Here is a 13179-nt window from a genome sequence, read left to right as displayed (position 1 = left end):
TCGATAAATCAAATCACAGATTTGACACTCTAATTGACGAAAACTTTGAATTCTCTATGTGTTAGTTTGTAATTTCAAATCGTATCTTATCCCCAGATTCCAATCCCCATTGTTCAGATAAGCCTGCGTTGACCTCCAATACATATTGAATAGGAGCAGAAGAGGGTAGAGAGGTCTCATCAAAAGGAACAGCGTTCTTCTGAATGTTTACAATAGCACTATCCTTGTCGATATAAATGATATCTAAAGGAATTCTTGTGTTCTTCATATAAAAACTCTTGTAAGCTTCCGTAGGAAATATAAACAGCATCCCGTGATTGGACTTTAAACTATTACGGTACATTAACCCCGTCTGGATTTGATAATCATCATCCGCAACTTCAATATCTAAATTGACAATAATAGAATCGGTCTCTGCTTTTACCAATTGAAGTGTCCCTTCTTTAGTAAAAGGAATATCAGTGGCTTTTGGTGTAGTTGCTTTAGAGTTATCCTTACAGGAAACACTGGAAAGCGTTAACCCTAAACCAAGAATGCAAAGTGATTTTATTCGACTGTTAAATATCATTTGGTAGTAGGCTTAGGTTTATACATAAACATAAAGTAGAGCCCGATAAGTATAAAAGGAATACTCAATAACTGACCAGTATTTAAAACCCAATCAGCACGTTCAATATTTTGAGGTTCTTTTACAAATTCCACGAAGAATCGAACTGTCCATAGCAACACTAAAAACAGACCAAACAAAAAGCCTTGCTGCTCTGATTTTTTGGTTTTCCAATAGAAATAGAAGAGTGCCAAAAACACGAAAACATAACAAAACGCTTCATATAATTGTGCTGGATGGCGAGGAGCCGTTTCACCCAGTTGCTTAAAGACAACACCGTAATCTGTACCAGTATATTCACCAATAATTTCAGAATTGATAAAGTTGCCTATTCTTACAAACACAGCACCTAATGCTACAGGAATTACCACACGATCTAATATCCAAAGCACCGTTTTTTTAAGTACTTTTTTATTATATAAATACATCGAAAAAATCATTGCAATAGCGGCTCCGTGACTTGCTAATCCTTGAAACCCGGTAAAGCGAATGCCATCCTTAAAACTAAATGGTAAGAAGATGCTAAAGAAGTCTTCACTTATCAATTCTGGCTGATAAAATATCACATGACCTAATCGCGCTCCAATCATAATCCCTAACACGGAATAGATGAACAAAGAATCTAATGACTCATCAGATTGTCCTTCGTTTCTGTAGATCCGCTTAGTGATAAAAAAACCAAGAACAAAAGCCACGATCCACATCATACTATAAAAATGAAGTGTAAAAAAGCCTAAATCGATTCCTTTTGTCGGATCCCAAACGATTTGAAGTGCATGCATAGGTGTATAGTTTATTCGGTAAAGATAAGATTTTAGCTGTGAACCAAAATTGGTTTTATGTGGAATTACTTTTCCTTTTCAGGAACAGGGTCATAACCACTACCTCCCCAGGGATGACAACTAAAAATCCTCTTAACTCCCAACCAGCCACCTCGCCATAACCCATGCTTTTCTAGCGCTTCTTTAGTATAGTGAGAACAGGTTGGTTGATATCTGCAGGTTGCAGGAGTAATAGGAGAAATAAAAGTCTGATAGAGTTTGATTAAAAACAGAAAAGGAGCAATCAAGACTTTTTTCATAATAATAGTCAATGTCAATCAATTAGAAAGCATTTAAAAAGTATTCTAATTGGTGGTAAAGGTCGTGCCTTCTCGTCCGTCATTTAAAGTAATACCTACTTCTGCCAATTCATCCCTAATTTTATCAGATAACGCAAAATCTTTATTGATACGGGCTTCCTTTCTTAGATTGATTAAAATTTCAACAGCGCCAGCCAATTGATCAGAATTTGAACTTTCATCTTTACTATCTGTAAGTCCCAAAATATCGAAAGTAAACACATTAAGTGTCTTCTTCAAAATCTCTAAATCTTCAGAAGTAATGGTTTCACTACCATCCTTAATATTATTGATGGTTTTAACAGCCTCAAACAATGTTGCGATTAAAATGGGAGTATTAAAATCATCGTTCATGGCGTCATAGCACTTCTGTTTCCATTCGGACACATCAAAGGTCGAAGACGAACTTGTTTTAAGGCCTTCTGCATTTTTTATGGCTTCCATGAGTCGATTAAACCCTTTTTCACTAGCTAGTAAACCATCATTAGTGAAATCTAAGATGCTTCTGTAATGGGCTTGTAACATAAAGAAACGTGCTACACCAGGAGTAAAAGCTTTGGTAATATGTGGATTGTCCCCTGAAAATATTTCATTTGGCAGAATAAAATTTCCAGTGGATTTTGCCATTTTTTTGCCATTCATAATGAGCATGTTGGCATGCATCCAAAAGTTTACAGGAGCAGAATCGTTACTAGCTTCTGACTGTGCAATTTCACATTCGTGATGCGGAAATTTAAGATCCATTCCACCACCATGGATATCAAAATTTTCACCTAGGTATTTTGTACTCATGGCTGTACATTCTAAATGCCAACCAGGAAAACCGTCACTCCATGGTGAAGGCCAACGCATAATATGTTGTGGCTCTGCTTTTTTCCAAAGTGCAAAATCCTGTGGGTTCTTCTTATCGGATTGCCCATCAAGCTGTCGCGTATTATGAATAAGGTCTTCAACTTTACGCTTACTCAGAATGCCATAGGGCTTTGATTCGTTGTATTTAAGGACATCAAAATAAACAGATCCATTCACTTCATAAGCAAATCCATTATCTAAAATGGTTTTTATGATTTCAATCTGTTCAATAATATGGCCAGTTGCCGTAGGTTCAATACTTGGAGGTAAAAAATTGAACGTGTTAAGGATGTTGTGAAAATCAACAGTATAACGTTGCACCACTTCCATAGGTTCAATAGCTTCTAAACGCGCTTTTTTAGCAATACGGTCTTCACCGACATCCGCATCATTTTCAAGATGACCAGCATCAGTGATATTACGCACATAACGTACTTTATAGTCCAAATGCTTTAAATAGCGAAAGACCACATCAAAAGACATAAATGTCCTCACATTCCCTAAATGCACATTGCTATAAACGGTTGGACCACAAACATACATACCAACATAACCGTCTTCGATGGGGTTAAACGTTTCTTTTTCCCCAGAAAGTGTATTGTAAATCTTTAAGTTTTGTTGCTGGTAAAGTGGCATTCTATTCAATTTCAGTGTGTCGTTAACAAAGCTAAATAACTAAAAACAAAGTAAACGTTAAAATTGTGTGTCTAATTTTATATAATCCAAGAATTCTCGACGTGTCTCTTTTTCCTTGAATTTCCCGCCAAATTCTGAAGTTACCGTGCTACTCTCAATATCTCTAATACCTCTAGAGTTAACGCATAAGTGCTTTGCATCGATTACACAAGCCACGTCTTCAGTATCAAGGACATTTTGTAACTCCTTAACAATTTGTATCGTTAATCGCTCTTGTACTTGTGGGCGTTTTGCAAAATAATCGACAATACGGTTCATTTTGGATAAGCCAACAACCTTACCACTCGATATATAGGCTACATGGGCTTTTCCGACTATTGGCAAGAGATGGTGTTCGCAGGTAGAATAAACCGAGATATTCTTTTCTACCAACATTTCTCCGTATTTGTATTTGTTCTCAAAGGTTGATGCGCTCGGTTTTTTCTTAGGATCCAATCCGCCAAAAATCTCATTGACAAACATTTTGGCCACACGGTTGGGTGTCCCTTTAAGGCTATCATCACTAAGATCAAGGCCTAAGGTCTCCATAATATGGCGTACATCGTCCCTGATAATCTCAATCTTTTCTGAAGCATTTAATCGAAATGCATCTTTGCGCATTGGTGTTTCACTAGAAGATCCTACGTGGTCATCTCCTATAGCATCAATATCATTAAAATCGTTATCTAATTTCATTTATGTCTTATCTTTTAACCGACTTAAAACAAGAGCGCAAAGATACATAATAAAAATAGTATAGTGGAGATAGGCGTTTTAGATTTATACTTGTTTTAAGATAAAGTTCGTTAATAGGTAGGACTCCTCGACAAACGATGGTGAATTTCTTGTAAATTTTAGTAATTTTCACGTCCGTAATTTTTATTACTATGCCCAAAATAAAAATATTCAGTTTTTTATTCTTATTAGTTTCTGCTATTTGTTTTTCACAAGTTAATTCGCCAGGAGGGGTTACTTGTGATGAAGCCGGACCAATTTGTTCTGATAATACAGGAAATTTTGTATTTGAAAACAACAATGATTCTTCAACAAATATCAATACTGATATTGCTTGCTTGGGTACTCCACCAAGACCTTCATGGTTCTTTTTAAGAGTTGGTCAAACAGGTAATTTAGAATTTGAAATAGTACAAACTAGTAATGGTGGTGGTGGTATCGATGTTGACTTTGTTGTTTGGGGACCATTTGCTTCACCAGATGGAAATTGTAATAACATAAACACCAATTGCCCTACTTGCCCTGACAATGTCCAAAACCCTAACTACTATCCAAATGACTTGGATAATTCGAATATTGTAGATTGTAGCTGGTCACCAGCTTCAATAGAATCAATGACCTTACCCAATGCAATCGCAGGAGAGTATTATTTGTTATTGGTTTCTAATTGGGGCGGTGGTGAAGGCGTTATAGAAATTAATCAAACAAATTTTGGTACTCCAGCTGGAGGATCTACCGACTGCAGTATTATAAATGTTGATGGTATTTTAGGCCCAGATCAACGTGTATGTGGTCCACAATCCATTACCTTAGATGCCAACCCAAATAACGAACCAGATTTTATTGGCTACGATTGGGAGTATGACGATGGTACAGGCTTTGTGTCTATACCAGGTACGGTTGGCATGTCTTCCATAACGGTTAGTGATGAAGGGGTTTATAGAGTTACGGTTACCGATATCAATAGTGACTCAGATACTGATGTTATGGAATTTATTATCGATGATATTCCAACAGCTAATCCAGTAAATAATCAAATCATTTGTGATGACAACAACGACGGGTTTTGGGCTTTCGATTTTTTAGCTTTAGAGTCTATCATTTTAGGAGGACAACCAGCTTCAGACTTTGATATTACGTTTCATGCTAATCTCAATGATGCTGAGATGAATATGGCTCCGTTGTCTAACCCATATACAAACCAAACAGCTTACCAAGAAGAAACCATATTTGTTAGAATTGAAAATGTTGCGAATACGGATTGCTATTCAACAGGTAGTTTTCTTATAGATGTATTTATCAGCCTACAGCGAATCCCGTAACATACGAGTTATGTGATGATGCTAATGACGGTGATGACACCAATGGGTTTGTAGAATTCGTTTTAAGTTCAATAAACGGGCAGGTTCTAGGTACGCAAGACCCCATGGAATATAATGTCAGTTATCACGACAATCAAACCGATGCTGACAACAATACCAGTCCATTACCAAATAACTACACTAATGGAACTGCACCTTCTGAACAGATTGTAGTTAGGGTGGAGAATGCTATGGACGCATCATGCTACTCAACCGCTATTGTGACGCTTCAGGTTAATGCCTTGCCAACGATTACCAGTTCTGTAGAATTACGACAATGTGATAATGATTCTGATGGTATTTCGGACTTTAATTTAACTGAGGCGAATGATTTAATTTCGGCTAACGCAGCAAATGAAACGTTTACCTATTATACAAATAGCGCTGACGCTAATATGGCGATGAATGAAATTACAAACCCTACGGCGTATACAAATACAGATCCTTCAGCAAACCCTGATGTCCTTTTTGTTAGAGTTGAAAATGCCGATGGTTGTTATCGGGTCGCCCAATTAGAATTATTTGTCTCAGCATCACAAATTCCGAATGGTTATAATTTGTTGTATGAAGCATGTGATGACGATGCCGTGGACGGAGACAATACAAATGGGATAACCACATTCGATTTTAGTGATGCCACACCTCAGATTGTTGCATTATTTGGAGCGGGACAGGATATTACAGTCACGTATTACGAAAATGAGGCAGATGCCTTAGCGGAGCAAAATGCCATACCAGACATTTCTAATCATAGGAATGACGCTTCACCATTTACTCAAAATATTTATGTGCGTGTCGATAATAATACGGATAACTCCTGTACTGGTTTAGGCCATCATATCACGTTGACAACCATAAACCCAACTCCAAACTTAGACCCCGATGATTTAATGTTATGTGATGATATAACCATTGGAGACTTACAAGAGGTTTTTGACCTCACCGTTAATGAAACTTATATTTTTAATGGTGATCCGGACGTTTTTGCGACCTACTACCTTACAGCTAATGATGCTGAAATGGGAGCGAATATGATTCCGAACCCTACTGCATATACAAATACCAATCCTACAGAAACGATTTATGTTAGAGTAGAAAATTCAAATTCTGGTTGTTATGCGAGGGTAGAATTCGATATTACCGTCTACCCATTGCCAGATGATAGTGTTACGGTAACAGATTTCCCGGTATGCGAAAACAATACAGATTTTGTCTTTCCTTTTGATCTGGAGTCAAAAACTACGGAAATTCTAAATGGTCAAGACCCAAATCAATTTACGGTGACGTATCACGACAGTCAACAAGATGCGGATGATGTAGTGGATGCTTTGGCAAGTCCATATAATAATACCTCTAACCCACAACAAATTTTTGTAGCCATTACCAATATTACCACAGGGTGTTCTGTAAGTACATTGAATTTTAATATTGAAGTCATTGAAGGTGCGGAAGCTAATAGTGATGGTGAACCTTTGATTTATGAAATTTGTGATAATGTTGGGGATAATGACGGTTTTGGGCAGTTCGATCTTACGACTCAAGATGCTGAAGTCTTGGATGGACAAGACCCAATGGCGTTTACATTGACCTATCACGATAGTATGGATGACGCTTTAAATAATGTAGAGCCACTCCCAACGCTATACGAGAATACTTCCGTAAACGGAAACCCAGCAAATCCACAGGTGATTTATGCCCGTGTTAGTAATAACTTAGATCCAGATGCTTGTTTTGAAATAGCAGAAGTTACGCTTCAGGTTAATTTACAACCGATATTTGATATAGATGATAGATACGTCCTTTGTCGAAATGTAAACGGCTCGGAAGTCGTTGATGTGCCCCCAGTGATTGACACCCAATTGTCGGATGCTGATTATTCGTTTGAATGGAGTCTCAACGGAACAGTAATTCCAACGGAAACAAGTTCGAGTTTAATTCCGACACAAGGAGGAACCTATAGTGTCGTTGTTACAGATACAAGTACATCTACAGTGACGATGTGTTCTAGTACAGATAGTACAGAGGTGATAGAAAGTGAGCCTCCAATAGTAACTGCTGAAGTGACCTCCAATGCATTTTCTGGAAACAATAGGATTGAAGCGACAGCGACTGGCAGTAGTACTTATGAGTTTAGTTTAGATAATGGGCCTTGGCAAGATAATGGTTCCTTTGAGGATGTGTCAGCAGGAGAGCATGTAGTGTTGGCAAGAGATATTAATGGTTGCGGTATTGGTACAACAACCGTTTTGGTTATTGATTACCCAAAATACTTTACTCCTAATGGCGATGGTAATCACGAAAGTTGGAACATTGTAGGTATTGATACTCAACCTTTAGCGAAGGTTTATATTTTTGACCGCTACGGGAAGCTATTAAAGCAGTTAGATCCTCAAGGTCCTGGATGGGATGGTACTTACAGAGGCAATTTGATGCCGACTAGCGATTATTGGTTTAAGGTAGAATACGACGAACCGAGAACTGGTGAGCGTAAAGAATTTACAGCGCATTTTAGTTTAAAGCGATAACTAAATCTTAAATGACTACTTTAGTTGTTATAGTGTAGATATTCGTAACTCGCCCGACTTAGTTATTGGGTGGGTATGTATATCCAATTGTTGTGCTTCATCATCAGAAACCGCTAACCAATGATAAAATTCTTCAGACACATTAGACAAAACTTGCTTATGGAAAACAAAACTGGAAAGTATTTTAAATATGCTGTTGGAGAAATCCTTCTTGTTGTAATTGGAATTTTAATTGCGCTTCAAATCAATAATTGGAATGAAAACAGAAAGAATAGCAATAAAGAGACTGCAATTTTGTCAAATATTCATAAAGAATTTAAGCAGAATAAAAAACAGTTAGATTCTGTTGTTAAACAACATCAGCATGTTTATAGTAATTGTGCTAAAATAATGAGTTTGTTTCCTATAACTGCTAAACCACCTTCGTCGACCTTAGATTCATTAAGTTACCAATTGTTTTGGTCTTATGGAGGAGTTACTTTTAATCCCTCTCAAACAAGTATTAATGCACTTTCTAGTACTTCAACTTTTGATATCATTAAGAATGACACCTTAAAAGATTTACTAATTTCTTGGAATGATTTAATTGAAGATTATCAAGAGGAGGAATTACGAGCAAGACATTATATGATTGATCAATACGATCCTTACATGGCAAAACATTTTGATTTTAAATTTAATTTTAAAGATAAACGGAATGATTTTAAAGCGCTGCAAACGTTACAGTTTGAGTATCTAGTAAAAAATAATCATTTACTTATGGAAGACATACTTATTAAATCTGGAGAGTTACAAAAAGTTCAAAAAACTATAAAAACAATTATTGCACTCACTAAACCAAAATAAAATAACGAAAGCACAACAACGTGTATAGTTCATGTCGTTTAAAGATTGTTCGGGAAATTCTGCCGAATTTCTATTGCGTTCGTCCTTTTTTGGTAACTTAGTTCTCCAACGCCACGAAACCATACACGAACACGTTGCATGCCATTTAAACAGAAGACAATGAAAAAAAGATTATTTGGATTTATAATATTGCTATTATTATCAATTAATAGTTTTGCTCAATCTGACATTGAAAATCTCGTAAAAGAAGGAATTCAATATCACGACAATAGAGAGTATGATAAAGCAATCGAAACTTACAAAAGAGCTTTGAAAATAGCCCCTAATTCTACATTAGTAAATTATGAGATTGCTCTGAGCTATTTTTCAAAGGGGGACTATAAAGAGGCTGTTAAGTATTCAGATGTTGTTTTAAAGCAGGATAAGGATTTATTGCTTCAAGCTTATATGACAAAAGGTTCGGCTCTAGATATGCTTGGTAAAACCAAAGAATCAATAAAGCTGTTTAATAAAGCAATTAAAAAAACAGAAGGGCATTATTTACTCTACTACAACTTGGGACTGAACTATTACAAAATAAGCGATTTGGAAAACGCAGAAGACAATATCATAAAGGCAATTGAACTAAACCCAAATCATTCAAGTAGTCATTTAATCTTAGCAAGCATTCATAATCAAAAAGGAAATTCAGTCCAAACTTTACTTTCTTCGCATTATTTTCTCTTCTTAGAACCAAACTCGCAAAGGTCATTAGATGCTTATTCAATACTACAGAAAAACTTTGGTGGAAATGTTTCAAAAGACAAAGAAAAGCCTAATACAATAAACATTTTACTTTCACCAAACAACGATAGCCAATTTGGAGCAGCAGAATTAATGGTTTCAATGCTTGAGGCTTCAAAATCTTTAGAAGAAAATGAAGGTAAAAGTGATGATGAGATGTTTGTCGAAAATACTGAGAAGTTTTTTAAAGTCCTTGGAGAGTTGAAAAAGAAGAAGAATAAAGAAATTTGGTGGACTTTTTATACTACATTTTTCTATGACTTGGCTAAAAGCGAACATTTAGAAACATACTGTAAGTACATTACACAAATTGGCAATGAGAATTCTAAAAATTGGATTGCGGAAAATACTGATGCTTTGAATAAATTTGATGAATGGCTGAAAAACAATTAAAAAAAAGTATGCAACAATGGCTATAAGTAATTGCTTGTTTTCGTCTACTCTTGAAATTCCTGCAGGAATTTCCAACTTGGCATGTACTTGTAAAGTTAAGTGCTAAACCACACAACAGTTCTTATAACAAGTGTTGTATGTAATTTGCTAACCAAAGAAACTGAATGGAAAACGTAATTGGAGCAATTATATTTTTGATAGTTGGTGGAGGATTTTTATACTCAGGATTTTATATTTGGAATTCAAACCGTAGAATACAAGCAGGCGGAATTAGAACAATAGCTAAAATAATTGGCTTCAAAGAAGAGCGGAGCAAGGATGCTGATGGATATTCACAAGTTTACCACTTTTCGATTGTAAAATTTACGGACAATAACGGAATTGAAAGGATTCAAAAATTGAATACAAGTGCAGACCCAAAACGGATTAATCAACCGATTCAAATAATTTACTTGAAAAAAGATAACGAATACGAAATAATAGTAAATAGTGAATTTTGGAAAACATACTTTCCAATGATTTTTGTAATCGGAGGCTTGTTATTTTCTGGAATCGGAATAATACGGTTGATAAGTAAAATATGAATAAAAAACTACCTATGCTATGTTGTATAAAAACAATTATAGCATATTCGACTAAGTCCGAATTCACTCGGAATTGCTACCGTCGGTCCCTACCGAAATATTGTTTAATTTTAAGCCATAACTGACAGTTATACTAACCCGTTGTGCTTCATTATCAGGAACCGCTAACCAATGATAAAATTCTTTAGAAAAATTCGCCAAAACTTGCTTATGGAAAATAAAACTGGAAAGTATTTTAAATATGCCATTGGAGAGATTGTTCTTGTTGTAATTGGAATTTTAATTGCACTTCAAATAAATACTTGGAATCAGAATAGACAATTAAGATTGTCGGAATTAGAAACTCTATCTGAAATACAAGTAGCGCTTAAGCAAGATGTAACTGTTTTATCAACAAACTTAAATAGTTTAGAAACTAAAATACTACAAAGCAGAGAGCTGATATTACATATTGAAAACAAGTTACCCTATGCTAAAAAACTAGATCGTTTATTCATGAATGTCTATTATAACAGAGGGTACAGAACTTTTAACAACTCGGGTTTTGAACTTTTAAAAGAAAGAGGTTTTGATATCATTCTAAATACCGAATTAAGAAAACGAATTACAAAACATTATACGACGGATTTATCAGATATAAATGGTATTCTTATCAGACTTGAACAAATAAGTTTGATTCGAGCGGAAGATGTATATAACAACTTCAAAGTTTATAATAATTCAGAAGGCAGTGGTGTAATGAAAGCATATGATTATGAACAGCTAATTAATGACCCAAAAATTTTAGGACCATTCTATCAATTTGAGCTTTTGAATTTACACTACGAACGAGTCTTAAAAGGTTTCAAAGAAAAAACTGAAGAAGTTCTAAATATGGTTAACACTGAATTAGCAGAACGTAAAAAATAACGAAAGCACAACACCGTATATAGTCCATTGCTGGCGCTTGCTCCTTTTTTATTACCTTTCTAAATTATAAATAACTCGCTGCGCTTGGTAACGATGCCATATACCAGCCCGTTGTGCTTCATTACCACTAACCGCTAACCAATGATAAAATTCTTTAGAAAAATTAGACAAAGACTACTCTCTGAAAATAAATTTAGTAAGTATTTGATTTATGCCATTGGAGAAATTGTGCTCGTCGTATTTGGAATTCTTATTGCATTGCAGATTAATAACTGGAATCAAACTCGAATTAATAAAATTATTGAAATAGAAACTTTAGACAATTTAAGACAAGACTTAGGTTCAGCTTTGACTCAGCTAGATATCAAAATTGAACAAAATTATTTAAATAGGACTTCAGATTCTATAGCCTTGGCGATTATCCATAGTAAAACTGTTGTCTCAACGGATAGTATTTTTAAACTTTTACTTTCACATATTTTCACGCCAACTTTTGATCCAGAATTAGGAACGCTAACAGAAATTTTGAATACTGGCAAAATGGAAATTATAAGGAGCGAACCACTTAGAAATCATATCTCTTCTTGGAACAAGTATATGGATGAACTAGATGAAATAGATAATCGATTGATATTTCTAGATGATAACATTAAAACACCTTTGTATTCTAAGTATTTACCCTATCGCAATTCTTTAAATTATGTTATTAATCCAAATACCAATGACGTTTTTAAAAGTGGATTTGGCGAATCAAATTTTCAAACAGACATAGAATCATTTTTTTATACTCTAGAAGTTGAGAATATGCTTAGTAATTATTATTTCTACGGAACTGTTCAGGAAATTAGATTGAATGATGTTAAAAATAAAATGACTGATATGATTGCTTTAATAGACAAAGAATTAAAAACTGTAAATTAAATAACGAAACCATAGCCAGAATCGTTGTGCTTTATTATAACCAACCATTAACCAATGATAAAATTCTTTAGAAAAATTAGACAAAGACTACTCTCTGAAAATAAATTCAGCAAGTATCTGATTTATGCAATTGGAGAGATTGTACTGGTTATGATTGGTATTTTATTAGCTCTTCAAGTGAATAATTGGAATGAAGCAAGAATTGAAAAGAATCTCACGGATGACATAATCCTTAATTATATAAAAGATCTAAGAAACAATGCTGCCTATTTAGAGCGTAGAAAACTGACAATGGAAAAAGATTTAAAATTTATAAATCAAATAACGGAACGATTGCAATCTTCGGTCTTATTATCTGATACACTTAAAAAAATAGCATTAAACGACTTTTCACCAATTTACTATGCATTCACGGAATTAAAGAATGATACGTACATCTCACTAGTTTCGAACAATCAATTGAGATTAATACCAGACAATCTTTCTACCCAGATGATCAATATAAATTTCAGAATGAACGATTTAACAAAAACACAGGAAAGTGTTGGTGAGTTTTACAGACACAATCTGAGTGAATACTCATTTCAATATCCTATGCCTATAGACATTTCCTTGTATTCAAATAAAGAAAATGAATTATTATGGGAGAGTTTCGACAAGAATAAATTAATGCTTGCTTTTCAAGGTGTTGTGTTTACGAAAAAAGCAGGATATACAAGTATGTTGCCTAGAGCAGACTCCCTTTTGGTTAAAATTGATGCAGTTATAGCTGATATTGAGAGTTCTTTTCCTCATACAATAAACTAAATGCTAAGCTGTTTCAATCACTTATTAAAGCAAAATAGGAATTAAAATAACGAAAGCACAA

General features: G+C 34.8%; 13 protein-coding genes. 8 read left to right on the top strand and 5 right to left on the bottom strand.

Translation table 11 applies throughout. From position 1 onward, the window contains the following. Positions 1-61 precede the first annotated feature (61 nt). The 5 genes from ACFEMA_RS11710 to folE all read right to left on the bottom strand — a co-directional run bounded on the left by ACFEMA_RS11710 (position 62) and on the right by folE (position 3950). Positions 62-568, bottom strand: coding sequence for a DUF192 domain-containing protein (locus tag ACFEMA_RS11710; RefSeq protein ID WP_411768388.1), 507 nt, complete (start codon positions 566-568; stop codon positions 62-64). Continuing rightward, a complete protein-coding gene (gene lgt / locus ACFEMA_RS11705; protein WP_411768387.1) occupies positions 565-1389 on the bottom strand; it encodes a prolipoprotein diacylglyceryl transferase in 825 nt (274 codons plus the stop codon). The genes ACFEMA_RS11710 and lgt overlap by 4 nt, the downstream gene beginning before the upstream one ends. Before the next feature lie 65 nt (positions 1390-1454). Beyond that, complete coding sequence (yidD, locus tag ACFEMA_RS11700; RefSeq protein ID WP_411768386.1) at positions 1455-1688, bottom strand: membrane protein insertion efficiency factor YidD; 234 nt, start codon at positions 1686-1688, stop codon at positions 1455-1457. 45 nt (positions 1689-1733) lie between these two features. Further along, positions 1734-3215, bottom strand: coding sequence for a cysteine--tRNA ligase (gene cysS, locus ACFEMA_RS11695; RefSeq protein ID WP_411768385.1), 1482 nt, complete (start codon positions 3213-3215; stop codon positions 1734-1736). Positions 3216-3272: 57 nt separating this feature from the next. Continuing rightward, the gene (gene folE / locus ACFEMA_RS11690; RefSeq protein WP_411768384.1) at positions 3273-3950 is read right to left on the bottom strand and encodes a GTP cyclohydrolase I FolE; all 678 of its coding nucleotides are present in this window, start codon (positions 3948-3950) and stop codon (positions 3273-3275) included. 191 nt (positions 3951-4141) lie between these two features. Here folE and ACFEMA_RS11685 point away from each other — a divergent pair, with 191 nt between their 5' ends. From ACFEMA_RS11685 to ACFEMA_RS11650, 8 genes are all read left to right on the top strand, one after another. Continuing rightward, positions 4142-5311, top strand: a complete 1170-nt coding sequence (locus tag ACFEMA_RS11685) for a PKD domain-containing protein (protein ID WP_411768383.1) — start codon at positions 4142-4144, stop codon at positions 5309-5311. Between the two features lie 104 nt (positions 5312-5415). Beyond that, positions 5416-7875, top strand: a complete 2460-nt coding sequence (locus ACFEMA_RS11680) for a T9SS type B sorting domain-containing protein (RefSeq protein WP_411768382.1) — start codon at positions 5416-5418, stop codon at positions 7873-7875. A 120-nt stretch (positions 7876-7995) separates the two neighbouring features. Then, positions 7996-8721 carry a DUF6090 family protein gene (locus ACFEMA_RS11675; RefSeq protein ID WP_411768381.1) on the top strand — a complete coding sequence of 242 codons (726 nt, stop codon included), beginning with the start codon at positions 7996-7998 and terminating at the stop codon, positions 8719-8721. A gap of 159 nt (positions 8722-8880) precedes the next feature. Next, positions 8881-9897 (top strand): tetratricopeptide repeat protein, encoded by a 1017-nt coding sequence (locus ACFEMA_RS11670; protein ID WP_411768380.1) that lies wholly within the window; start codon positions 8881-8883, stop codon positions 9895-9897. Positions 9898-10061: 164 nt separating this feature from the next. Then, the gene (locus tag ACFEMA_RS11665) at positions 10062-10481 is read left to right on the top strand and encodes a DUF3592 domain-containing protein (RefSeq protein ID WP_411768379.1); all 420 of its coding nucleotides are present in this window, start codon (positions 10062-10064) and stop codon (positions 10479-10481) included. Between the two features lie 171 nt (positions 10482-10652). Next, positions 10653-11390 carry a DUF6090 family protein gene (locus tag ACFEMA_RS11660; RefSeq protein ID WP_411768378.1) on the top strand — a complete coding sequence of 246 codons (738 nt, stop codon included), beginning with the start codon at positions 10653-10655 and terminating at the stop codon, positions 11388-11390. 141 nt (positions 11391-11531) lie between these two features. Next, the gene (locus tag ACFEMA_RS11655; protein WP_411768377.1) at positions 11532-12311 is read left to right on the top strand and encodes a DUF6090 family protein; all 780 of its coding nucleotides are present in this window, start codon (positions 11532-11534) and stop codon (positions 12309-12311) included. A gap of 54 nt (positions 12312-12365) precedes the next feature. Continuing rightward, the gene (locus ACFEMA_RS11650) at positions 12366-13118 is read left to right on the top strand and encodes a DUF6090 family protein (protein ID WP_411768376.1); all 753 of its coding nucleotides are present in this window, start codon (positions 12366-12368) and stop codon (positions 13116-13118) included. Positions 13119-13179 lie beyond the last annotated feature (61 nt).

Origin of the sequence: Winogradskyella sp. A3E31 (genome assembly GCF_046720935.1) — a bacterium.
Lineage (GTDB): Bacteria > Bacteroidota > Bacteroidia > Flavobacteriales > Flavobacteriaceae > Winogradskyella.
Note: the sequence above shows the minus strand (reverse complement) of the source record. Positions and strands in the feature narration are given on the sequence as shown.